The sequence below is a fragment of the Nesterenkonia sp. AN1 genome, assembly GCF_000582475.1.
Taxonomy (GTDB): domain Bacteria; phylum Actinomycetota; class Actinomycetes; order Actinomycetales; family Micrococcaceae; genus Nesterenkonia; species Nesterenkonia aurantiaca.
The window spans coordinates 1-22861 of sequence record NZ_JEMO01000016.1 but is presented as its reverse complement, the minus strand read 5'-3'; the positions used below and the strand labels follow the sequence as shown (position 1 = coordinate 22861).

Genomic DNA, 22861 nt, shown 5'->3' with positions numbered 1-22861 from the left:
CAGGGAGGACGGACACCCGCGGCCGGCGCAACTGATCTGCTCCTTCGAGTCCCCCACCGAGCCCTGGAGACGAGAAAACTCCGCTTCTACCCCGTGTAGAAAACGGGAGAAGCGGAGTTTCGCTCGGGCCGGCAGACAGTGAATCCGCCGCCGATATGACTGCTTTGTGACGTTGTGACCCAGCTGACCGGGCAGGAGTCCAGCCTCAGACCCTGATCGCGGCGCCCAGCGGGGTGCTGCGGAACTCGATCAGTGGAAGGAGTCGCCGCAGGCGCAGGAGCCGCCGGCGTTGGGGTTGTCGATGGTGAACCCCTGCTTGGAGATCGAATCCTCGAAGTCGATCTTCGCGCCCTCGAGGTAGGGCACGCTCATCTTGTCCACGACGACCTCGACACCGCTGAAGTCGCGCAGTGCGTCTCCATCGAGCACGCGCTCGTCGAAGTAGAGCTGATAGATCAATCCGGAGCAGCCTCCGGGCTGCACGGCCACGCGCAGCCGGAGATCTTCACGTCCCTCCTGCTGAAGCAGCGAGGAGACCTTCTCAGCGGCAGTACCGCTGAGTTCGACCTGGTGGGTCTTGAAGCCATCGACGGCGGATCCGGTGATCTCGGCTGATGCGGACTCAGCAGCGGATCCGGCGGCGGTGTCCTGGGTGGTGGTGCTCATGGAATACACCTCTCTCGTTGTAGCGGCAGGCCTGTGCTCTACGGTAACAACGCCAGGGGCCACGAGGTTCATTCCCGTCGGCCCAGCACGTTGCAGGGTCCGGCCCCATTATTCCCGCTACACTGGCGGGGTGCTAGGACGTAAGAGAAACTCCGCCGAGAATATTGCCGAAGCCGAGGCCGCGGCTGCCCGCGAGCAGGCCCAGACCACCAAGCGCCAGCCTGAGAAGAAGGGTGTGCCGACACCAAAGCGCAGCCAGCAGCAGGCGGCCCGCAAACGGCCGCTGGTGCAGAACGACCGGAAGGTCGCCCGCGCCGCGCAGCGCCAGCAGATGGCCGATCAGCGGGTGAAGATGCGCCGGGCGATGGAGACCGGTGAGGAGAAGTATCTTCCGGCCCGTGACCGTGGTCCGCAGCGTCGCTACGTCCGGGACTATGTCGATGCACGATTCGGCATCGGTGAGTGGATGCTCGTCCTGGTGCTGGTCTTCCTCTTCGCATCCTTCGTCATGAACCAAGAGATGCGCATCATCGTCAGCCAGATCCTGTGGCTCTTCGTCCTCGCCGTGCTCGTGGAGGCCGTGTGGGTCGGGCGCGTCGTGCGTAAGAAGATCGACGCCAAGTTCGGTGTCGAGAACCGCGAACGCGGTCTTCCGTTCTACGCCGCAATGCGCTCACTGCAGATCCGTCGGCTCCGCCTGCCCAAGCCTCTGGTCTCCCGGGGCCACTTCCCCGCCTGAGCCTGCAGCCTCGGCGGGACTTCAGCCGCTTCGCAACTGCAACATGAGTGGCGACATCAGCGGCAACATCAGCCGCTTCGCAGCGCGGAGCGCAGGTCACGGTTGATCCGCCGGACCCATAAGGGGCCCTCGTAGACGAAGGCCGTGTAGCCCTGGACCAGGTCGGCTCCGAGTGCGAGCCGTTCGGCGACCTCTGCCCCGGTGCTCACACCACCGACGGAGATAATCGTGGTGGTGCGCGGCAGCGCGGCGCGCAGTCGGATCAGCACCTGTTTGGACCGTTCTGCGAGCACCGGACCGCTGAGCCCGCCGGCCCCGGCGGCCTGCACCTGCGCCGGGTCACTCTGCAGCCCTTCCCGGGAGATCGTGGTGTTCGTCGCGATCACCCCGTCCAGTCCCAGATCGCTCACCAGCTCGGCCACCGCGTCGACGTCGGCGTCGGCCAGATCGGGGGCGATCTTCACCAGCAGCGGCACGTGGCGCTGCGCAGCCTCATCGGCGGCGGCGCCCACCGCGGCGAGCAGCGGGCGCAGCGAGGTGATGTCTTGGAGCTGGCGCAGCCGGGGGTGTTCGGCGAGGACACGTTGACCACGAGGTAGTCCGCCGCCGGCGCCAGGGTCCGAGTGGAGATCAGGTAGTCCTCGGTGGCCTCCTCGAGCGGGGTGACCTTGGTCTTGCCGATGTTGACCCCGATCACCGGAACGTGGCGTCCGGCCCGCTTCAACTCGGCGATCTGAGAGCGGATCTCCTCCAGACGCGGGCGGACCGCGGCGGCGCCGTCGTTGTTGAATCCCATGCGGTTGATCAGCGCGCGGTCTCTGACCAGTCGGAACAGCCGCTGCCTCGGGTTTCCCGGCTGCGCGGCGGCGGTCACGGTGCCGATTTCGATATGCCCGAATCCCAGGTTCGCCAGCGGGAGCACCGAGGTGGCGCCCTTGTCGAAGCCTGCGGCCAGGCCGAAGGGTGAGGGCCAGACCAGGCCCAGCGCTCGGACCTGCAGCGACTCCGCCGGGCGGCAGAGCCGCTCCAGCACCCTGCCGGCCCCGATGCGCGTGCCGAGCCGCAGCCCGGAGATGACCAGGTGGTGGGCCTGCTCGGGATCGATCCGGGTGAACACGGTCTTGAAGACGAAGCGGTACATGGCTCCCATCCTAGGATGCCGGTCCGCGCAACGTTGGCTCATAGGATGGGAATTATGAACGAACTGCTCGAAGACTCCCCGGTGGGTGTCTGGTCTCCTGATCACCTCCAGGGCTGCAAGCGGCTGACGCTTCCGCTCGGTGAGGATCAGGAGGGGCCGGTCAGCGCGACGCTGGTCAGCTACTCCCCCGACCCGGAACAGCAGGCGGTCCAGGATGAGCGCCCGGGAGAGGCCGAAGCCGTGGCCGCTGCGCGCAACACCCCGGCGGAGCCGGACCACCCGCCGGAACTGGCTCCGGTGCTGCATATCCACGGCTGGGCCGACTATTTCTACAACATCCCGATGGCTCGCCGCTGGCAGAGCTGGGGTCGCCCGTTCTACGCGCTGGATCTGCGCAAGTACGGCCGGAGTCTGCGCAGCTGGCAGACCCCGGGCTACGTCGATGACCTGGGCACCTACGACGCCGACATCGACGCCGCGCTGGTCGAGATCCGCGCCATGCACCCGCAGGCCCCGCCCCCGATCATCGAAGCCCACTCCACCGGCGGCCTGGTCGCCGCACTCTGGGCACAGCGCAATCCCGGACGGATCAGCGCGCTGGTGCTCAACAGCCCCTGGCTGGAGCTCTCCGGCGACGTCGCCGCGCGCACCGCCACCGAGGGCATCCTTGCCCCATTGGGCCAGTTCGCCCCCACTCGGGCGCTGAAGCTTCCGGCCATCGACAACTACTGGCAGACGCTCTCGGATCAGGCCCAGGGCGAATGGACGCTGCATCCGAAGTGGCGTCCGCGCACGTCGTTTCCGATCCGGGTGGGCTGGATGCGCGCGGTCCTGGTGGGTCACCGGAAGGTCCACGAAGGCCTGGGGCTGCAGCTGCCGATCCTGGTGCTGCTCTCGACGGCGACCGCCTACCGGCGACACTGGACGCAGGAGCTGCAGGAGTCAGATTCGGTGCTCGATGTGGAGCTGCTGGCTCGCCGGGCCGTGAAGCTCGGCGATCAGGTCACCGTGGTGCGGGTGCACGGGGCGATCCATGACGTCTTCGCCTCGGAGGCTGCTGTGCGCAACCGGGCGCTGGACGAGGTTCAGCGCTGGCTGCGGGCCTACGCCCCCGAGGCCGAGCGGCCGGCCGAGAAACTGTCCACCGCGGCGCCGTAGCGGCGGTCCCGGCGGGCGTAGATCTCCACCGCCTCCCACAGGGTGGTGCGGTCCACATCCGGCCAGAGCACGTCCATGAACACCAGCTCGGCGTAGGCAGACTGCCAGAGCAGGAAGTTCGAGATGCGCTGCTCCCCGGAGCTGCGCAGGAAGAGGTCGACGTCGGGCAGGTCGGGTTCATCCAGGTGTGCCGCCACGGTCTGCTCGGTGATCCGGCGCGGGTCCATCCGGCCGGCGGCGACCTCGGCGGCGATCAGCTTGACCGCGTCGGTGATCTCCGCGCGGCCTCCGTAGTTCACGCACATGGTCAGGGTGAACCGGGTGTTGTTCCGGGTCAGCTCCTCAGAGATCTCCAGCTCCTTGATCACCGAGCGCCACAGCCGTCCGGGCTGTCCGTTCCATCGGATCCGCACGCCCCAGGAGTTCAGCACGTCGCGCTGCCGGCGGAGCACCTCGCGGGAGTAGCCCATCAGGAAGCGCACCTCATCGGGTGAGCGTTTCCAGTTCTCGGTGGAGAAGGCGTAGACGCTGATGTGTTGGACGCCGATCTCCATGGCTCCGGCGATCACGTCCATCAGTGCGGCCTCGCCGGCCCGATGACCCTCGGTGCGCGGGAGCCCGCGCTGGTTCGCCCAGCGGCCGTTGCCGTCCATCACGATCCCGACATGGGCCGGCACCAGTTCCGGGGGCAGCCGCGGTGCGCAGACGTCGTCGGGGTGCGGGGTGGGATCCTGATGCGTGGGCCGGGACATGGCTCCCATTCTTCCATGTCGTGTCGGCAGACCAACGCCGTACCCGCGGTGGCGAGCCGGCGGGTTCAGAGTCCCAGAGAGCTCAGCCGGCGCTCCAGGTGGTGCTGGGCATAGCTGATCACCACATTGGTGGCCTCATGCCGAATATCGCTGCGGAAGGACCGGGTCTGCTCCCAATGCCCGTGCTGCAGCGCGTGCAGCAGCTCCACCGTGGCCGGGTCCAGGGTTCGGGTGCCCGGGGGTCGGCAGTCGGTGCAGACCGGACCGCTGGCGGCGGGATGGAAGCCGGTGTGCGCCCCGGGCTTGCCGCAGGCCACGCAGGCGGTCCAGGTGACCGCCCAGCCGGCGGCGGAGAGCGCGCGCAGCAGGTAGGAGTTCAGCACGACGTCGGCCGGATGGACTCCGCGTGCCAGTGCGGAGTACCCGCCGTGGAGCAGTCGGAACTGGGCACCGCCGAAGGCCGGATCGGACTCGACGTCCATCAGCCGCTCGGCGGTCTCGGCCATGGTGCTCGCTGCCATGTACTTGTCGTAGTCGGCCACGATCGGCGGCCCATAGGTGTTCTTCGAGGTGGCCTGGGTGACGATGTCCAGCGACCGGCCGTGCACGAACTGGACGTCTGCCACCATGAACGGCTCCACGGTGGCGCCGAACTTCGAAGAGGTGCGGCGCACCCCCTTCGCCACCGCACGCACCAGCCCGTTCGCCGAGGTCAGCGCGGTGATGATGCGATCCGCCTCACCCAGGTTCTGGGTGCGCAGGATGATCGCGGCGTCACGATAGGAACGGGACGCGAAGGTGGAGCCGGCCATGGTGGCAGAGTACTACAGCGGCATGGGCGCATGCCCGGGGATATCGCGGCGCAGGCCCGGGGATATTGCAGCGCATGCCCGGGCATACTGCGGCGCGAGCCCGGGCTACGCCACCGGGGCGACGTCGCGCAGCGCCCGGTTCACGGCCGAGATCACGGCCTGCAGCGAGGCCAGAGTGGTGTTGTGATCCAGGCCGACGCCCCAGAGCACCCGCTCCCCGATCGCCAGCTCCACGAAGGAGGCCGCCTGGGCGTCTCCGCCCTGGCTCATGGCGTGCTCGGTGTAGTCCAGCAGCCGCACATCGACCCCGTCCTCCGCAAGGATCTTCAGCAGCGCCGCGATCGGACCGTTGGCGTGAGCGGCCTGGGAGGTGGAGTGACCGCCGGCCTGCAGCTCGACCTCCATGTGGAACACGCCCTCGGCGTTGGAGGAGGTGTTGACCTCGTCCAACCGGTAGTGGCCCCACTGGTGGTCCGCGGTGTCCACCGGCAGGTACTCGTCCTGGAAGATCTGCCAGATCTCCTCACCGGAGACCTCGCCGCCGCCGTCGTCGGCCCGACGCTGGATGACCCCGGAGAACTCCACCTGCGCGCGGCGCGGGAGATCGATGCCACGTTCGGCCTTGAGCAGATAGGAGACGCCACCCTTGCCGGACTGAGAGTTGACTCGGATGACCGCCTCGTAGCTGCGGCCGATGTCCTTCGGGTCGATGGGCAGGTACGGCACGGCCCAGGTGATCTCGTCCCGGGAGGTCCCGGCCGCCGCGGCGCGGGCGTCCATGTGCTCGAAGCCCTTCTTGATCGCGTCCTGGTGCGAGCCCGAGAAGGCGGTGAAGACCAGGTCGCCGCCATAGGGTGAACGTTCCGGGACACCCATCTGGTTGCAGTGCTCCACGATGCTGCGGATGCTGCTCATATCCCGGAAGTCCAGCTCCGGGTCGATGCCCTGGCTGAACAGGTTCATGCCCAGGGTGACCAGGTCGACGTTGCCGGTGCGCTCACCGTTGCCGAACAGGCAGCCTTCGATCCGGTCGGCGCCTGCCATATAGCCGAGCTCGGCGGCGGCGACCCCGGTGCCCCGGTCGTTATGCGGGTGCAGCGAGAGCACGATGGATTCGCGGTTGCGCAGGTTCCGGTGCATCCATTCGATGGAGTCCGCGTAGACGTTCGGGGTGGCCATCTCCACCGTGGCGGGCAGGTTGATGATCACCGGCTTCTCCGGGGTGGCGCCGAAGACGTCGACCACCGCATCGGAGATGTGCGCGGCGAAGTCCAGCTCGGTGCCGGTGAAGGATTCTGGGGAGTACTGGTAGACGATCTCGGTGGGGGTCTCCGAGGCGGCGTGCATCGCCTCCTCGTATTTCCGACACAGCCGGGCTCCCTGTGTGGCGATGTCCACGATCCCGTCGCGGTCGGCCTTGAACACCACCTCGCGCTGCAGCACGGAGGTGGAGTTGTACAGGTGCACGATCGCCCGTGGCGCCCCCGCGATGGCCTCGAAGGTCCGCTCGATCAGGGCTTCGCGCGCCTGGGTGAGCACCTGGATGTAGACGTCCTCGGGGATCTTGTCCTGCTCGATGAGCTGCCGGACGAAGTCGTAGTCGGTCTGCGAGGCCGAGGGGAAGCCGACCTCGATCTCTTTGAACCCCATGTTCACCAGCAGCTCGAACATCCGGTGCTTGCGATCCGGGGTCATCGGGTCGATCAGCGCCTGGTTGCCGTCACGCAGGTCCACTGCGCACCAGCGCGGGGCGGCCTTGATGGTCTGGTCCGGCCAGGTCCGGTCCGGCAGCGAGACGGTGATCTGATCCTCGAAGGGGACATACCGGTTGAAGGGCATCGGGGAGGTCTTCTGAAGTTTGCGCATGAGAGCTTCCTTGCTGTGAACGAGCTGCGGGCGAGCGGTCGAGGCGGAGGAGCTCCGCAGCGGGGATTCGACCTGGAAGTGCTGCGCTGTGCTGGATCGACGAGCTTGACCGGAGAGGTGAGCTGGGATCAGACGCGCGCGAGCTCTTCCCCGCTGCGGCGGAGAAGCTCTAGTCGTAGGACTCGCTGGCGTATCGTCTGCACGCCATTCAAAATAGCACGCAGCGCGGGCCTGTGCAGTGGGTCACCCTGATTCTCATCATGTGGACGACGCCGATGCACCGGTCCCAGGCCGGGTTGCTCAGAAGCCGAGCCGACCGAGCTTCTTCGGGTCGCGCTGCCACTCCTTGGTGACCTTCACATGGAGGTCCAGGTAGACCGGGGTTCCCAGCAGCTTCACGATGCCGGCCCGCGCATCGGTGCCGATGGCCTTGAGCCGGGCGCCGCGTTTGCCGATGATGATCGCCTTCTGCGAGTCGCGCTCCACGTGGATCGAGACCCGGACGTCGAGCAGCGGCTTGTCCGCGGGGCGACCCTCGCGGGGCACCATCTCCTCGACGACCACGGCGATCGAGTGCGGCAGCTCATCGCGGACGTCCTCCAGAGCGGCTTCGCGCACCAGCTCGGCGACCATGATCGCCTCAGGCTCGTCGGTGAGCTCACCCTCGGGGTAGAGCGGCGGGGACTTCGGCATCATGGCGGCAAGCTGTTCCACCACCACCTCGGTCTGCTCCCCCTCCAGCGCGGAGACCGGGATGATCTCGGCGAAGCCGCCGGCCTGCTTGCCCTCCTGGGCGAGGTGCTCGCGGCCGAGCTGGTCCACCGCCATGAGCTGCTCGGCGAGGTCCTCGCGGGAGACCTTGTCCACCTTGGTGACCAGCGCGATCACCCGCTTGTGCGGAAGCTTGGTGAGCTGTGCGGCGATGAACCGGTCACCGGGTCCGACCTTCTCGTCGGCGGGGATGCAGAACCCGACCACGTCGACCTCGGAGAGGGTGTCGATGACCAGACCGTTGAGCCGCTTGCCGAGCAGGGTGCGTGGACGGTGCAGCCCGGGGGTGTCGACCAGGACCAGCTGGAAGTCGCTGCGGTGCACGATCCCGCGGATGGTGTGCCGGGTGGTCTGCGGCTTGGAGGAGGTGATCGCGACCTTGTCCCCCACCAGCGCGTTGGTCAAGGTGGACTTCCCTGCGTTCGGGCGTCCTACAAGGCTGGCGAATCCGGCGCGGAAGTTCTCGTCGAACGCGGCGAAGCCTCCTGCTGCGGCGGCATCTGTGTGGGGCTCATCGTGGTGTCCTGATCCTCTCCTGCGTCGAGTCCGCGGCTGCGGCTCGATCCTCATACGGTGCTGCTTCTCGTGCCGTGGTCTCTGTCGTGGTTCCGGCCCCGACCCCGGCTGGGGTGCGGTGCGCGGTGCGGTGCAGCGCGTCGGGCTCGGCGTCGGTGCCCAGCCCGGCCCTGGCGCCGCGTCGATCTTCGGCCTCCCAGGCGAGCACGTGGCTCACTCGGTTGCGGCGGCCCTGGAGCCGGTCGGCGCGCAACACGACTCCGGGGCCGTGGCGGCGTGGGATCTCGACCTCGGATCCGGCGATCGCCACCCGGCCCAGGGCCTTGGCGAGCAGACCGCCGACGGTGTCCACCTCTTCCTCGTCATCGAGGTCGAGGTCATAGAGCTCGGCGAAGTCGTCCACCGACATCCGGGCGGAGATCCGGCGTCGTGAGTCGTCGAGATCTTCGGTCTCGGCGGCCTCGGTGTCGTATTCGTCCACGATCTCCCCGACGATCTCTTCGATCAGGTCCTCCAGGGTGACCATCCCGGCGGTGCCGCCGTATTCATCCACCACGATGGCGACATGGGTGGATTCGCGCTGCAGCTCGGAGAGGAACTCCGAGACCGGCTTGGACTCGGGCACGTAGCGCACGTCGCGCTGGAGCTCGTCGATGATGATCGAATCCGGGTCGCGATCGCCGTAGGAGCTGAGCAGCTCCCCGCTGCGCAGCCGATGGTGCAGGAAGGCGGCGTCCTTGAGGTAGATCATGCCGGTGATGTCGTCCGCGGAGCCTCGGACCACCGGGATCCGGGAGTAGCCGGAGCGGAAGAACAGCGTCATGACCTCGGCGAGGCTGGTCCCGGACTCCACGGTGACCATATCGGTGCGCGGGACCATCACGGCCCGGACCCGGGTGGCGGCGAGGTCGAAGACCGACTGGATCAGCTCCGCCTCGGTGTCTTCGATGATGTCCTTCTCCGAGGCGCGGGCCACGAATTCCCGGAACTCCTCGTCGTCGAAGAAGCCCTGATCGGTGTGCGCGGTGCCCGGGACGGTGCGCGCGCCGATGCTGCTCAGAGCCTCCGGAAACGGTCCCAGCACGACCCGCAGGGTGCGCACCAGCGCGGCAGTCGCCGCGGCGACGAACAGATGGTGGCCGCGACCGATGCGCCGCGGGGAGATCGCCGCGACGATGACCCCGCCGATGAGCAGGATCGCGGAGCCAGCCACGGCGCCGGCGCCGAGTCCGTCCAGTGCCAGCGCAGAGGACACGATCACCAGCACGACCACGGCGGTGGTGAAGAGCCAGCGCCAGGTCTGCAGCGCAAGCGTGTGCGCCACCGGCTGGGCGAGGATCTTCTCCACGGCAGTGGAGCCGCGCTTCTCGGCGATCTCCTCGGCCTCGCGGCGGCTCAGCCGCAGGAACGCGGAGTCAGCCGCGGAGAGCGCGAAGGCCAGGACGGCGCAGACCAGCGCCAGGATGATGAGGATCCCGAGGACCATGGATCAGACCGTCGGCGTCGGTGCGGCGTGGCCGAGGAACTCCTCCAGGAGCACTCGCTGCAGGGTGAACATCTCTTCACGGTCCGCCGGCTCGCCGTGATCGTGTCCAAGCAGGTGCAGCACCCCGTGGGTGGCCAGCAGCGCGAGCTCGGCGCTCAGCGGGTGCCCGTGGGCACTCGCCTGCGCGGCGGCAACGCCGGGGCAGATCACGATGTCGCCCAGCACGCCCTCGGTGACCGGGTCCCCGGCGGTGCCGGCGGTCAGCTCGTCCATCGGGAAGCTCATCACGTCGGTGGGTCCGGGCAGGTTCATCCAGTCCAGGTGCAGCCCTTCGATGGTCTCCTCGTCCACCAGGGTGATCGAGAGCGTCACCTCCGGGCCCAGGTGCAGCTTGGCGTAGAGGAACCCGGTGAGGTCCAGCAGCTCGGCCAGGTGTTCCCCGGAGATCAGCGCGGAGCCCGAGCTGTCCTCGACCGTGACCTGGACCTCGGTCATCGTCGTCCTCCGCGCCGGGCGCTGGGGGCGGCGGCCCGGTCCTGGTGGCGTTCGTAGGCATCCACGATGCGGCCCACGAGTTCGTGGCGGACCACGTCCTCGGAGCCGAAGCGGGAGATCTCGATGCCCTCGACGCCGTCGAGGATCTCGATCACGGTGCGCAGCCCGGAGTCGGTGCCGCGCGGCAGGTCCACCTGGGTGATGTCGCCGGTGACCACGATCTTGGAGTTGAAGCCGAGCCGGGTCAGGAACATCTTCATCTGCTCGGCGGTGGTGTTCTGCGCCTCGTCCAGAATGATGAACGAGTCGTTGAGCGTGCGGCCGCGCATATAGGCCAGCGGGGCCACCTCGATGATGCCGGACTCCATCAGACGTGGGATCGAATCGGGGTCGATCATGTCGTGCAGCGCGTCGTAGAGCGGGCGCAGATAGGGGTCGATCTTGTCATTGAGGCTGCCGGGCAGGAAGCCGAGCTTCTCGCCGGCCTCCACGGCCGGGCGGGTCAGGATGATCCGGTTGACCTCGCGGGCCTGCAGCGCCTGGACCGCCTTGGCCATGGCCAGGTAGGTCTTGCCGGTGCCGGCCGGGCCGATGCCGAAGACCACGGTGGACTCGTCGATGGTGTCCACGTAGGTCTGTTGGTTCTTGGTCTTGGGCCGGATGGTGCGCCCGCGGTGGGAGAGGATGTTGGTGGTCACGATCCGCGCGGAGTCCTGCGCTGCGTCGGCGCGGACCATGGTGGCGACCTGTTCGATGATCTCCTCGGTGACCGTGGTCCCGGAGGCGGCGAGGGTCTTGAGCTGGTTGAGGATCTCCACGATCCCGGTGACCTCCTCGGCGGGTCCGCCCACGGTGACCAGCTGGTCGCGCAACCCAATGGAGGAAGCCGGGTAGATCCCCTGCAGGATCCGCAGCGCGAGATCTCCGGCGCCGAGGCTGCGGAACATGGTGTCGGCGTCGGCGAAGTAGACCTGACGCTCGATGTTGCCCAGCGCGGCGGCGGTGGCGCCGCGGGCCGCTCCGGAGATGGTCGATGTGCTCGGGTTCTGCGAAGTCTCAGTCATTGGTCCTCAGTCTATGCGCTCTGTTCGGGGTGACCAGCCCCGGTGTCCCAGTCCCAGCGGCCCAGCAGCAGCTGCGCGGCGGCCAGCGCTGCGGGCCCTGCGGTGGAGGAGCGCAGCACGGTGGGTCCGAGCCTGGCGATCCGCGCGCCTGCCCCGGTGAGCAGCTCGATCTCGCGGTCGCTGATCCCGCCCTCGGGTCCGACGATCAGATGCAGCTCGGTCAGCTGGTGCGCGGGTGCTCCGGGCGCCTGCGATGCGTGCCCGCCTGGCGCCTGCAGTGCGGCGATCGCCTGGGCCAGCGAGGTCTCATCGGTCTCATGCAGCACCACGACGCCGACCTCGGCGCCGGCCGCCTTGATCGCCTGCAGGTAGCCGGAGGTGCTGTGCAGCGGGCGGACCTCCGGGATTGTGGTGCGCCGGGTCTGCTTCGCCGCGGTGCGCACCATCGCCACCCATTCGGCGTGCTTCTTGGCCTCGCGTCCGGCCTTCCAGCGGGCCACGGAGCGTTCGGCCTGCCAGGGGATCACCGCGTCCACGCCGAGCTCGGTGGCGGACTCCACGCCCTGAAGGTCCCGGCGGTCCTTGGCCAGCGCCTGGACCAGCACCAGACGTGGCAGCAGCCGCGGCTCCTGGAGCAGCGAAAGGATCTCCACCTCGAGCTGCCCGCTTCCGGCGGAGCGGACCCGACCCTCGGCGCGCCGGCCCACGGTGTCGGAGAGCAGCACCGGCTCACCGGGCTGCAGGCGCATCACGGTGGCGGCGTGGTGGCCCTCCGACCCGGCGAGCGTGATCACCTCGGCCACGCCAACGTGGTCAAGCGCGCCCGGTTCGAGGTGGAACAGCGGTGCCGTCATCTCGCCTCGCGCATCTCTAGAGCGCGTCCCAGCGTTCGCGCAGCTTGGCGAAGACGCCACGGTGTTCGGTGGTGGACTCCCCGCGCTCCTCGCCACGCTCCAGGGCGAGCTCGCGCAGCAGCTGGGCCTCGCGCTCGGAGACCTTGGTGGGGGTCTCCACCTTCAGGTGCACCTTCAGCGCCCCGCGACCGCCGCCGCGCAGGTGGGTCACCCCGCGCTCCTTGAGCGTGAGCACCTCACCGGACTGGGTGCCCGGCTTCACGCTGAGCTCCTCGGCCCCGTCGAAGGTCTCCAGCCCGACCGTGGTGCCCAGGGCGGCCGCGGTCATCGGAATCGAGACGGTGGCGTGGAGGTCGTTGCCGCGGCGGGTGAAGACCTCGTGCTGCTTGACCTCGACCTCGATGAACAGGTCCCCGGAGGGTCCGCCGGCCAGCCCGGCCTCGCCCTCGCCGGCCAGGTGGATCCGGTTGCCCCGGTCCACGCCTGCCGGGACCTTGACCTTCAGGGACTTACGCTCGCGCACCCGGCCCTGACCGTCGCACTCCTGGCAGGGGTCCTCGATGATGTTGCCGAAGCCGGCGCAGCGCGCGCAGGTCTGGGTCTGGATGACGGTGCCCAGGATCGAGCGCATCGGGCGCTGGACCTGGCCCTGGCCGTGGCAGTCCGGGCAGGTGGTGGGCGAGGTGCCCTTGCGGGTGCAGGAGCCGTCACAGACGGTGCAGGTGACCGCGGTCTCCAGCTCCACCTCCTTGGTGGTGCCGAACACGGCGTCGCGCAGGTCGATCCGGACCCGGATCAGCGAGTCCTGGCCGCGGCGGGTGCGTGAGGCGGGGCCGCCGCCTCCCCCGCCGAAGAAGGTCTCGAAGATGTCGCCGAACCCGCCGAAGCCGGCACCGCCTGCTCCACCGCCGGGGAATCCGGAGCGGCCGTTCTCATCGCCGGTGGCGTCGTAGTTCTGCCGCTTCTGCGGGTCCGCGAGCACCTCGTAGGCGCGGCCGAGCACCTTGAACTGCTCGGCGGCGTCGTCGGAGGGGTTCACGTCCGGGTGAAGCTTCCGGGCCTGTTTGCGGTAGGCCTTCTTGATCTCTTCGGTGGACGCCGAGCGGCTGACGCCCAGCGCCTCATAGTAGTCAGTCGTCATCTTCGTGGACGTTCACCCTTCGGAAAGAATTCGGGACAGGTAGCGCGCCATTGCGCGCACCGCGGACATGGTGGAGCCGTAGTCCATGCGGGTCGGACCGACGACGCCGAGCTTGGCACCCTCGGCTCCCGTATGGCTGCCGTACTCCGCTGCGACCACAGCGGTCTCGATCAGCGAATCATGGCTGGTCTCGTGACCGATGCGGATGGAGAGACCGCGCCGGTCCTGCTCCATCTCTGTCAACAGTCGAAGCAGCACGACTTGTTCCTCGAGCGCTTCAAGAATGGGGCCGATGGAGGGACCGAGGTCGCGGCCCGACCTGGCGAGGTTAGCAGTCCCGGCCATGATGATGCGATCCACCCGAGACGATTCCAGGATGGTCTCCACGGCCTGGGCGAGGATCGCCATGGACGGTCGCAGCACCGGCTCCACCCGGCTGATCAGGGTGTCTGCGGGCAGCGGCAGCGCCGAGATGGAGCGCTGGTGCAGCTCAGAGGAGAGCACCTGGGCGAGCCGGTGCAGCGAGTCATCACCGATCGCGTCGGCCAGGGTGACCATGCGCTGATCGACCTTCCCGGAGGAGAGGATCACGATCACCAGCGCCTTGTGCGAGGACATCGAGACGATGTCGATGTGCCGGATCTTCGCGGTGGAGCGCTGCGGATGCTGGATCACAGCGACCTGATTGGTGAGCATCGCGAGCAGCCGCACGGTGTGTTCGAGCATCGCGTCATGGTCATCGGCGGTCTCGAGCAGAGTGTCCATGGCGCGCCGCTCAGCGGAGGTGAGCGGACGGACCTCGGTGATCTTGTCCACGAATCGCCGGTAGCCGAGATCGGTCGGGATCCGCCCGGCGGAGGTGTGCGGCGCGGCGATCAGGCCCTCCTCCTCGAGGTGGGCCATGTCGTTGCGGATCGTGGCGGGTGAGACCTCCAGGTCGTGACGCTCCACCAGGGCCCGGGACCCGACCGGCTCCCGGGTGTGGACATAGTCCTCCACGATGGCACGCAGAACCTGCAGACGACGGGTGTCGGACATGTAAGCTTGGCGCCTCCTGAACCTCTGGCACTCTTCGAGTACAAGTGCTAATTCTACAATGGGTGATCATGAGCGCTCCGCACCTCCCCGACTGGCGTAACTCCTCCACCCCGAACTGGGGTGCCCAGGACCTCTCCCGGCTCCGCCAGAGCCAGCTCCGCAAGGTCTCCACGATGCCGGCCGACTACGGCGCCGTGATCGAAGAGGTGGAGTCCGGCTGGGTCGGCGCGATCATCTCGGTGGAGGCCTCCGGCGGGGTCCACGTGGTGAGCCTCGAGGACCGGCGCGGCAAGGTCCGTTCCTTCCCGCTGGGCCATGGATTCCTGCACGAGGGCCAGCCGGTGGAGCTGACGCCCCCCACCCCCCGGGCCGTCGCGGCGAAGCCACCCGCACCGCCTCCGGATCGGTGGCGGTGGCCAATGCGCCGGCCCGCGTGGCCCGGGCCTCGCGGATCTGGGTCGAGGGCACCCACGACGCCGAGCTGGTGGAGAAGGTCTGGGGCGAGGACCTGCGGATCGAAGGCATCGTGGTGGAGCCGCTGCACGGCGCCGATGACCTGCTCGGGGCGATCCGTGCGTTCGGGCCCGGTCCGCAGCGACGGGTCGGGGTGCTGCTTGATCACCTCGTCCCGGGCTCCAAGGAGTCCCGCATCGCCCGCGAGGTCATGCAGCAGCCGGGCGCACGGGGCAACATCGCGGTGCTGGGTCACCCCTACGTCGACGTCTGGCAGGCGGTGAAGCCGCACCTGCTCGGGCTGCGGCGCTGGCCCGAGGTCCCGCGCAGCCAGGACATCAAGGTCGGCACGCTGCAGGCCCTGGGCTGGCCGCACGCGAACCAGCGAGACATCGCGCACGGCTGGAAGCGGATCCTGGCCCAGGTCACGAGTTACGCCGACCTGGAGCCCTCGCTGCTCGGACGCGTGGAGGAGCTGATCGACTTCGTCACGGTGGAGCCATGAGCCGCAGCACCGAAACGCAATGACGCAATGACGCAATGACGCAATGACGCAATGACTAGTAGGGACACTGCATCACGCGGGAGCGCCCGGAACTTGAAGGCCGACACGCCCGCGACGGCCAGTTGATGTTCAGCGTCAGTGGATAGAATCCGAAAGTGGGAACGGCCGCGTGTCGCAAGGGCGGCACCATGATCACGGAGGTGCAGTGACGCATAATCAGAAACCCCAGGGCGAGCAGTCGGAACAGGACGCTCGAACGGACGCAGCGCCACGCCTGAAGGGTTCCTCTGCCGCCGCCGCCTCGCTGACCCCGGCGGAGGATCGACGCTGGGCGACGCTGTCCCACTTCGGCGCGCTCATCGGCTGCTTCCCCGCACTCGCGATCTACCTGGTCTACCGCGACCGCGGCCCCTTCACGGCCCAGGAGTCCAAAGAGGCGCTGAACTTCACGTTGCCGCTGACCGCCGTGATGCTGGGCTGCTATATCCTGGCCCTGATCCCCGCCATCGGCTGGATCTTCGGCCTGCTGGCGGTGCTGATCTGGATCACGATGACCATCTCCGGCCTGGTCGCCGGCATCCAGTGCAATAAGGGGCGCCCCTACCGGTACCCGCTGAATCTTCGGCTGATCCACTGAGAATCTTCATCTGATCCACCGAACATCCTCCTGCGTCCCGCCAAGCCCTCAGGCTCGGCTCAGGGCGCCAGTCTTCGGGTCACCGCATCGGCCAGCAGCCGTCCGCGCAGGGTGAGCACCGCCCGCCCCTGAGGATGCGCGTTGCTCGGCTGGGCCGCGCCCTCCTCGATCAGCCCGTCATGCACCAAGGCCTGGACACTCTTGCGCGAGATCTTCTCACCTTGGCTGCGGCGCAGCTCCGGCAGCGCATTGAACCCGGCGACGTCGAGCCCGTCGGCCAGGCGCAGCCGCAGCATCAGATGCTCCAGGGTCTTGTCCGCGTCCGCGAGCAGCTCCCGGCCGTGGCCGGGGGTGGCGCCGCTGGAGAGCCGCTGGGCATAGGCGGCTGGGTGCTTCACGTTCCACCAGCGCAGCCCCGCCATATGCGAGTGCGCACCGGGGCCGGCGCCCCACCAGTCGGAGTCCAGCCAGTAGTTCAGGTTGTGCTCCGAGCGGGTGGCCACGCTGGTGGAGAAGTTGGAGACCTCATACCAGGTCAGCCCGGCGGCTCCGAGCACCTCATCGGTGAGCAGGTACTTATCGGCCTGGTCATCGGGGTCGATGTCGGGCAGCACGCCGCGTTTGATCTTCGACGCCATGGCGGTGCCCTCCTCGATGATCAGCGAGTAGGCCGAGATATGGTCGGGCGCCAGCGCCACCGCGTGCTCCAGGCTGGTGCGCCAGTCCTCGAGGCTCTCCCCCGGAGTCCCGGAGATCAGGTCCAGGCTGACCTGCAGGCCTGCGGCGCGAGCGGCGTGGACCGCGCGCTCCACGTTGGCCGGGTCATGCGTGCGGTCCAGGGTCCCCAGCACATGCGGCACGGCGGACTGCATGCCCAGGCTCAGCCGGGTGAACCCGGCCTCGGCGAGGACCTGCGCGGTGGCGTCGGTGATCGTGTCGGGGTTTGCCTCGGTGGTGATCTCGGCGTCCGGTCGGAAGCCGAAGAGCTCACGGGCCCGGGTAAGGATCCGGGCGAGCTCCTCCGGCGGGAGCAGCGTCGGGGTGCCGCCGCCGAAGAACACCGTGGAGAAGGGGCGCTCCGGGGCGCCCATCTTCTCGAGCACCTCACGGGCGAAGACCAGTTCGGAGATCAGCGTGTCCGGGTAGGACACCTGGGACGCCCCGGGGCCGAGGTCCTCGGCGGTGTAGGTGTTGAAGTCGCAGTAGCCGCAGCGCACGCTGCAGAACGGAATGTGTACGTAGAGGCCGAAGGGCGCCTCGGCGCGGGCGGGAAGCGCCTGCGCCACGGTTGCGGGGAAGCCGCCGTCGGCCGGGACCGGGTCGCCGAGGGGAAGGGTGGAAGGCAAGGCCTACTTCTTCCCGGCCTTCTCCTTGCCGGCGTCCTCGTCCGAGGACAGCGCGGCGATGAAGGCCTCCTGTGGGACCTCCACGGTGCCGACCATCTTCATCCGCTTCTTGCCCTCCTTCTGCTTCTCCAGCAGCTTGCGCTTGCGGCTGATGTCGCCGCCGTAGCACTTGGAGAGCACGTCCTTGCGGATCGCGCGGATGTTCTCCCGCGCGATGATCCGGGAGCCGATGGCGGCCTGGATCGGGACCTCGAACTGCTGGCGCGGGATGAGCTCCTTGAGCCGGGAGGCCATCTTCACACCGTAGGCGTAGGCGGAGTCCCGGTGGGTGATCGCGGAGAACGCGTCGACCTGGTCCCCCTGAAGCAGGATGTCGACCTTGACGAGGTCAGCGGCCTGCTGGCCGGTGCCCTGCCAGTTCAGCGAGGCGTAGCCCTTGGTCCGGGACTTCAGCTGGTCGAAGAAGTCGAAGACGATCTCGGCCAGCGGCATCTTGTAGCGGATCTCCACCCGCTCGGCGGAGAGGTAGTCCATGCCTTCCATGGTGCCGCGCCGGGACTGGCAGAGCTCCATCACCGGGCCGATGAACTCGGCCGGAACGATCACGGTGGCGTCGACGATGGGTTCACGGATCTCGGTGACCTTGCCCTCGGGGAACTCCGAGGGGTTGGTCACGCGGTGGATCTCGCCGTCCTCGGCGGTGACCTCGTAGACCACGTTGGGGGCGGTGGAGATCAGGTCGAGGTTGTACTCGGTCTCCAGTCGCTCCCGGGTGATCTCCAGGTGCAGCAGGCCCAGGAAGCCCACGCGGAAGCCGAAGCCCAGCGCGGTGGAGGTCTCGGGCTCGAAGTTCAGTGCGGCGTCGTTGAGCTGCAGCTTCTCCAGCGCCTCGCGCAGCACCGGGAAGTCGGAGCCGTCGAGCGGGAAGAGTCCGGAGAAGACCATCGGGGACGGGTCGTCGTAGCCGCCGATGATCTCCGCGGCGGGCCGGTTCTGTGAGGTCACGGTGTCTCCGACCTTGGAGAGCCGCACATCCTTCACACCGGTGATCAGGTAGCCGACCTCGCCGACGCCGAGGCCCTTGGTGGCCTCGGGCTCCGGTGAGGAGACCCCGATCTCGAGCAGCTCGTGGGTCGCGCCGGTGGACATCATCTTGATCTTCTCGCGGTGCCCGAGCTTGCCGTCGACCACGCGCACGAAGGTCACCACGCCGCGATAGGTGTCATAGACGGAGTCGAAGATCATCGCGCGGGCCGGAGCCTCGGCGTCGCCCTCTGGGGCGGGGATCTCGGCGACGATCTTGTCCAGCAGCTCCTCGACCCCGTCGCCGGTCTTGCCGGAGACGCGCAGCACGTCCTCGGGCTCGCAGCCGATCAGGTAGGCGATCTCTTCGGCGTACTTCTCCGGCTGGGCCGAGGGCAGGTCGATCTTGTTCAGCACCGGGATGATCTTGAGGTCGTGCTCCATGGCCAGGTAGAGGTTCGCCAGGGTCTGCGCCTCGATGCCCTGGGCGGCGTCGACCAGGAGCAGGGCGCCCTCGCAGGCGGCCAGCGAGCGGGAGACCTCATAGGAGAAGTCCACGTGGCCCGGGGTGTCGATCATATGGAAGGCGTAGGTCTGCCCGTCGAGCTCCCAGGGCATCCGCACCGCCTGGGACTTGATGGTGATGCCGCGGTCGCGCTCGATGGGCATCCGGTCCAGGTACTGGGCCTTCATGTTGCGGGCCTGCACCACCCCGGTCAGCTGCAGCATCCGGTCTGCAAGCGTGGACTTGCCGTGGTCGATGTGCGCAATGATGCAGAAGTTCCGGATGACACTGGGGTCAGTGGCGGCGGGCACCTGCGAGCTGCGGGCCTTCGGTGACACGGTGGTGGGGGTCCTTTGCTTCGTCGAGACGCCGGGCATGGTGCTGCATCTGGCTCTTCATTGTTCCATGACTGCAGGAATGCGGGGGCTGCGCGGTCAGGTCTTACACGAACGGGGCCCCGCGCAGCGCGCAGGGCCCCGTTGCTCGCTCGCGAGGTGAGCGGACGTTCTAGAGAGTCAAGCTCACAGAGCGTTGACGGTGGCGGCCAGACCGGACTTGCGGTTGGCGGCGTTGTTCTTGTGCAGAACACCCTTGGAGACGGCCTTGTCGAGCTTGCGGGCTGCCTCGCGGTTCGCTGCGATCGCAGCATCCTTATCGCCGGCGGCAACTGCGTTGCGAACCTTCTTGATGGCGGTCCGCAGCTGGGACTTGACGCCCTGGTTGCGCTGGCGCGCCTTCTCGTTGGTGAGAATGCGCTTCTTCTGAGACTTGATGTTTGCCACGAGTTGTCTTTCTGTCTGAGGTCACTGGTCGTGAGGATACGTCCCTGTCGGCCGGCAGCAGACAAACTTCAGTGGCGTGGGGTTGCCATAGCGATTGCGCAGCCCATTGAGGTAGAGGGCCCAGGACTGCGCGAGACTTGCTGCCGCAGGGTTTTGGGGCTCTTTCGAACCCCAGACACTGCCTATAGACGATAGCAGAGAAGCCGCACTCCAGCCACCGAGCCGGCCCGTGTCCGGGCCTTGCGGCGAGCTCGACTGCGGGGCAGCCGTGGGCTCAGCGGCCCACCGAGGAGGCGATGGCCGTGATGGCGCGCTCCACGGCGTATTCCGGGGTCCGCGAGGCGCCCTTGGCCTCGGCGTCGGCGCGGGCGATCGCCTCGATGGCCTCGGCCGCGCGCAGCGGGTGCCAGCGCCGGGCGGTCTCGGCCACCTGCTGCAGCTGCCAGGGGGCCGCACCGAGGGTGGAGGCCAGCGCCGCGGGGCTGCCGCGGTGATCCACCAGAGCGGCGATGTGCCGGCCCTTCCTCGCCAGTGCGGCGGTCACGGCGATCGGAGAGACGCCCGTGGCGATGGCGTGGCGGTAGAGCCGGGTGGCGGCCTCCCGGCGGCCCTCGAAGGCGGCGTCGGCCACCTTGAACGCCGAGGCCTCGACCCGGCCGCCGTGGTAGCGGTCCACGTGTTCTTCCGTGATGTCCCCGGCGACGTCGGCCATGAGCTGCTGGCAGGCTCCGCCGAGGTCCGAGAGTGTGGAGCCGGCCGCGGCGACCAGGGCGCGGGCGCGTCGGCATGGATCTCGCGTCCGGCGGCGCGGAACTCGCGCCGCACGAAGTCGAGCTTCTCGTTGTCGTTGCGGGCCCCGGCACAGTCCACGACGACGGCGCGCTTGGTCAGCGCGTCGAGCAGCTTCTTGCCTCGGTTGCCGCCGCTGTGCCGCAGCACCAGGGTCACGTCCTCGGGTTTCTCCTCGAGGTAGGCCAGGGCATCGGTGAGGAAGGTGTCGTTCATCGCGGCGAGGTCCTCGGCCAGGACCAGGCGCGCCTCGCCGAAGAGCGAGGGTGAGGTGACGGTGAACAGCTCCCCGGGAGCGGCGGCCGAGACGTCGAGCCGGGTGAACTCCAGGTCCGGGTGCTGCGCCCGCAGCGCCTGCTTGATCCTGTCCAGCGCGCGGCTGGCGAGGTAGTCCTCGGTGCCCTTGAGCAGGATCAGCGGGGCGGGGGCGACGCTGCGAAAGTCGAGCCCCTCGGCCGCCTTCGCGCCGCGGCCCGCGCCGCCGCTGCGCTGTGTGCCGGTCCGCGAGGACCCGGTCCGCTGAGAAGCCATGGGGCTCATTCTAGCGGCCCGGATCCCCCGGCGAACCTGCCGCGCAGACTCCGATCGGCGGGCAGGTCAGCTCAGGGCAGCTGCAGCTCGGCGCTGAAGTGGCGCTTCGCCTTGCGTGGGTTCCATCCCGTGAAGCGCACGACCTTGCGTCCCTGCGGCTCCGCGGCGAAGGCCACGGTGCCGGGCAGGGTCACCGGTGCCTCGAAGCGGATCCACCAGCGGTGCCCGGCACCCTCGGGCTCCCGGCCCTCGAGCATCCTGCCGGCCGAGTACATGCCGTGCACGATCGCGGCGGGCATCCCCAGCGTCTTCGCGGCCAGCTGGGAGACGTGGATCGGGTTGTAGTCACCCGACACTGCGGCGTAGGCCCGACCCGCGTCCGCGCCCAGCCGCCAGGAGGCGGTCTTGACCGGCGGGACGAAGGACTCACGCTCTTCGGACCGGGTCACTGCGGAGGATCCGACCTGCTCAGCCCCGGAAGCCTGGGAGATCTCCGTTCCGAGCTGGGCGCCCTTGCTCAGATAGGTCGAGACCGAGCGCCACAGCACTGAGGCCTCGCCCGAACTCGCGCGTCCGGCACCCGCCGGGTCGGCCCCGGCCTCGAGCACGGTGACTGTGATGTCGACCTGGGTGCCCCGCCGGTGCGGGCGCAGGTTCTCCGCGGCGACCAGGATCTGCACCGGCTGGTCCACCCGTACCGGACGCAGGTGCTCGACCTCGTTGGCCACGTGGACCAGTCCGATCAGCGGCAGCGGGAACTCGTCCTGGCTCATCAGGGCCATCTGCACCGGGAACCCGATGATGTGGACCAGCACCGAGGGCAGCGCGGTGCGGTGGGCGCCGTCGAACGCCTCTCCGCCGAAGAGTCGACGGTAGCTCTCGGCCTGCTCGGCGCTGACCCCGGGGTGCTGGGCCAGCATGGTCTTCCCCGGCAGGCTGCGGGCCCCGGCCCCGGGACGCAGCTTCGAGCGCGCGGCGCCCAGGGCGGCGCGGCCGTAGAGGCTGCTCAGCGAGGGCATCTCGATCTCGGTGATCATGGATTCAGTCCTCATGGGTCAGGCCCCCACGAGATTCTGTCCGCAGACCCGCAGGGTCAGTCCCGAGGTGCCTCCGGCCTGCGGCGAGGCCAGGAACGCGATCGTCTCGGCCACGTCCACCGGCAGTCCGCCCTGGTTCAGCGAGTTCAGCCGCCGGGCCACCTCCCGGGTGGCGAACGGGATCTTCGCGGTCATCTCGGTCTCGATGAAGCCCGGGGCGACGGCGTTGATGGTGCCGTGCCGGGCGGCGAGCTGGGCGGCGGTCGCGGAGACCATGCCCATGACACCGGCCTTGGAGGCGGCGTAGTTGGTCTGGCCGCGGTTGCCGGCGATGCCGGAGGTCGAGGCCAGCGAGATGATCCGCGGCCCCATGGCCCCGTGGGCGTCGGCGTTGAAGAGCTCCGAGGCCAGGAAGGCCCGGTTCATCCGCAGCTGCGACTCGATGTTGACCGCGATGACCGAGTTCCAGCGGGACTCGTCCATATTGGCCAGCAGCTTGTCCCGGGTGATTCCAGCGTTGTGCACCACGATGTCGAGCCGTCCGTGATGCTGCTTGGCGTGGGCGAGGATCCGCTCCCCCGCGTCGGGCGCGGTGATGTCCAGCTGCAGCGCGGTGCCGGAGACCTCGTTGGCGACTCCGGCCAGCTGCTCGCCTGCGGCCGGGATGTCGACCAGGATCAGCGCGGCCCCGTCGCGGTGCAGCGTCCGGGCGATGGAGGCGCCGATCCCGCGGGCGGCGCCGGTGACCACCGCG

Annotated in this window: 20 protein-coding genes and 3 pseudogenes; 4 read left to right on the top strand and 19 right to left on the bottom strand. The window is 68.6% G+C overall.

Annotation, left to right across the window (positions count from 1 at the left end; genetic code table 11):
* Positions 1-249: 249 nt before the first annotated feature.
* Positions 250-666, bottom strand: coding sequence for an iron-sulfur cluster assembly accessory protein (locus BG28_RS09070; protein ID WP_036476139.1), 417 nt, complete (start codon positions 664-666; stop codon positions 250-252).
* Between the two features lie 130 nt (positions 667-796).
* On the opposite strand from BG28_RS09070, the gene BG28_RS09065 reads away from it, so the two are divergent.
* The gene (locus tag BG28_RS09065) at positions 797-1405 is read left to right on the top strand and encodes a DUF3043 domain-containing protein (protein ID WP_036475994.1); all 609 of its coding nucleotides are present in this window, start codon (positions 797-799) and stop codon (positions 1403-1405) included.
* 68 nt (positions 1406-1473) lie between these two features.
* Here the strand turns inward: BG28_RS09065 and BG28_RS09060 are convergent.
* Positions 1474-2555, bottom strand: a pseudogene (locus BG28_RS09060) (quinone-dependent dihydroorotate dehydrogenase).
* A 45-nt stretch (positions 2556-2600) separates the two neighbouring features.
* On the opposite strand from BG28_RS09060, the gene BG28_RS09055 reads away from it, so the two are divergent.
* Complete coding sequence (locus BG28_RS09055; RefSeq protein ID WP_051501240.1) at positions 2601-3704, top strand: alpha/beta hydrolase; 1104 nt, start codon at positions 2601-2603, stop codon at positions 3702-3704.
* Here the strand turns inward: BG28_RS09055 and BG28_RS09050 are convergent.
* The 10 genes from BG28_RS09050 to hrcA all read right to left on the bottom strand — a co-directional run bounded on the left by BG28_RS09050 (position 3650) and on the right by hrcA (position 14499).
* A complete protein-coding gene (locus tag BG28_RS09050; RefSeq protein ID WP_036475993.1) occupies positions 3650-4465 on the bottom strand; it encodes an isoprenyl transferase in 816 nt (271 codons plus the stop codon). The two genes, BG28_RS09055 and BG28_RS09050, sit on opposite strands and share 55 nt — an antisense overlap.
* Before the next feature lie 56 nt (positions 4466-4521).
* Positions 4522-5268 (bottom strand): DNA repair protein RecO, encoded by a 747-nt coding sequence (recO, locus tag BG28_RS09045; protein ID WP_036475986.1) that lies wholly within the window; start codon positions 5266-5268, stop codon positions 4522-4524.
* A gap of 105 nt (positions 5269-5373) precedes the next feature.
* Positions 5374-7134: a 2-isopropylmalate synthase gene (leuA, locus tag BG28_RS09040; protein ID WP_036475982.1), complete on the bottom strand. Its 1761-nt coding sequence runs from the start codon at positions 7132-7134 to the stop codon at positions 5374-5376.
* A 300-nt stretch (positions 7135-7434) separates the two neighbouring features.
* Positions 7435-8475 (bottom strand): GTPase Era, encoded by a 1041-nt coding sequence (era, locus tag BG28_RS09035; RefSeq protein WP_084479602.1) that lies wholly within the window; start codon positions 8473-8475, stop codon positions 7435-7437.
* A complete protein-coding gene (locus BG28_RS09030; protein WP_084479601.1) occupies positions 8417-9907 on the bottom strand; it encodes a hemolysin family protein in 1491 nt (496 codons plus the stop codon). The genes era and BG28_RS09030 overlap by 59 nt, the downstream gene beginning before the upstream one ends.
* A gap of 3 nt (positions 9908-9910) precedes the next feature.
* Positions 9911-10402: an rRNA maturation RNase YbeY gene (gene ybeY, locus BG28_RS09025; protein ID WP_036475981.1), complete on the bottom strand. Its 492-nt coding sequence runs from the start codon at positions 10400-10402 to the stop codon at positions 9911-9913.
* On the bottom strand, positions 10399-11466 hold the full coding sequence (locus BG28_RS09020; protein WP_051501238.1) for a PhoH family protein: 1068 nt from the start codon (positions 11464-11466) through the stop codon (positions 10399-10401). Before BG28_RS09020 ends, ybeY begins: the two co-directional genes overlap by 4 nt.
* An 11-nt stretch (positions 11467-11477) precedes the next feature.
* The gene (locus BG28_RS09015; RefSeq protein WP_051501237.1) at positions 11478-12320 is read right to left on the bottom strand and encodes a 16S rRNA (uracil(1498)-N(3))-methyltransferase; all 843 of its coding nucleotides are present in this window, start codon (positions 12318-12320) and stop codon (positions 11478-11480) included.
* A 16-nt stretch (positions 12321-12336) separates the two neighbouring features.
* The gene (gene dnaJ, locus BG28_RS09010) at positions 12337-13461 is read right to left on the bottom strand and encodes a molecular chaperone DnaJ (protein ID WP_036475979.1); all 1125 of its coding nucleotides are present in this window, start codon (positions 13459-13461) and stop codon (positions 12337-12339) included.
* A gap of 12 nt (positions 13462-13473) precedes the next feature.
* Positions 13474-14499 carry a heat-inducible transcriptional repressor HrcA gene (gene hrcA / locus BG28_RS09005; RefSeq protein WP_036475977.1) on the bottom strand — a complete coding sequence of 342 codons (1026 nt, stop codon included), beginning with the start codon at positions 14497-14499 and terminating at the stop codon, positions 13474-13476.
* Positions 14500-14567: 68 nt separating this feature from the next.
* Here hrcA and BG28_RS09000 point away from each other — a divergent pair.
* Positions 14568-15457: pseudogene (locus tag BG28_RS09000) on the top strand (DUF3097 domain-containing protein).
* Positions 15458-15662: 205 nt separating this feature from the next.
* Positions 15663-16094 carry a DUF4870 domain-containing protein gene (locus BG28_RS08995; protein ID WP_036475976.1) on the top strand — a complete coding sequence of 144 codons (432 nt, stop codon included), beginning with the start codon at positions 15663-15665 and terminating at the stop codon, positions 16092-16094.
* A gap of 59 nt (positions 16095-16153) precedes the next feature.
* Here BG28_RS08995 and hemW read toward each other — a convergent pair whose 3' ends face one another.
* From hemW to BG28_RS08965, 7 genes and pseudogenes are all read right to left on the bottom strand, one after another.
* Positions 16154-17440 carry a radical SAM family heme chaperone HemW gene (gene hemW, locus BG28_RS08990; protein WP_036475974.1) on the bottom strand — a complete coding sequence of 429 codons (1287 nt, stop codon included), beginning with the start codon at positions 17438-17440 and terminating at the stop codon, positions 16154-16156.
* A gap of 3 nt (positions 17441-17443) precedes the next feature.
* Positions 17444-19345: a translation elongation factor 4 gene (lepA, locus tag BG28_RS08985; protein WP_369797217.1), complete on the bottom strand. Its 1902-nt coding sequence runs from the start codon at positions 19343-19345 to the stop codon at positions 17444-17446.
* Between the two features lie 144 nt (positions 19346-19489).
* Positions 19490-19750 carry a 30S ribosomal protein S20 gene (gene rpsT / locus BG28_RS08980; RefSeq protein ID WP_036475968.1) on the bottom strand — a complete coding sequence of 87 codons (261 nt, stop codon included), beginning with the start codon at positions 19748-19750 and terminating at the stop codon, positions 19490-19492.
* 274 nt (positions 19751-20024) lie between these two features.
* Complete coding sequence (holA, locus tag BG28_RS16800) at positions 20025-20519, bottom strand: DNA polymerase III subunit delta (RefSeq protein WP_369797218.1); 495 nt, start codon at positions 20517-20519, stop codon at positions 20025-20027.
* Positions 20520-20593: 74 nt separating this feature from the next.
* Positions 20594-21070: pseudogene (locus tag BG28_RS16795) on the bottom strand (DNA polymerase III subunit delta); the annotation flags it as partial.
* 71 nt (positions 21071-21141) lie between these two features.
* Positions 21142-22107, bottom strand: coding sequence for a MaoC/PaaZ C-terminal domain-containing protein (locus tag BG28_RS08970; protein WP_051501236.1), 966 nt, complete (start codon positions 22105-22107; stop codon positions 21142-21144).
* A gap of 18 nt (positions 22108-22125) precedes the next feature.
* Positions 22126-22861: SDR family oxidoreductase (locus BG28_RS08965; protein ID WP_036475963.1), on the bottom strand; the 736-nt coding region annotated here is incomplete at its 5' end.